1 protein-coding gene is annotated in these 286 nt (G+C 35.3%); it reads left to right on the top strand.

Translation table 11 applies throughout. The features are described from left to right. Positions 1-286 (top strand): hypothetical protein (locus P0G09_RS20685; RefSeq protein ID WP_275253620.1); only part of this gene is annotated, 286 nt, incomplete at both ends.

Consider the following 286-nt stretch of genomic DNA (forward strand, 5'->3'; position numbering starts at 1 on the left):
ATTTTAAACTTTACGATTAATCTCTCAACCTCATTAATAGAGCCTTTCGGCTTGACACTTGGGAATACATTTGACCTAGGCATTATTAAGGCTTGTGGTGGATTAGGGATTTTATGCGGAAGTTTGGTTGTTACATTTTCAAAGAAAATACATTTTACTTATAAAACGATCGTTTTTGGTGGCTTGGTTGCTGGCATTGCTTTGCAACTTATGGGGTTCACACATATTACTTGCATTGTTGCAATCGGAAGATTTTCCTTTTCATTTGTTACGCCAATTTTGAATA

It is taken from the genome of Faecalibacterium sp. DFI.5.82 (assembly GCF_029076575.1).
GTDB classification, from domain to species: Bacteria; Bacillota; Clostridia; order Oscillospirales; family Ruminococcaceae; genus Faecalibacterium; species Faecalibacterium duncaniae.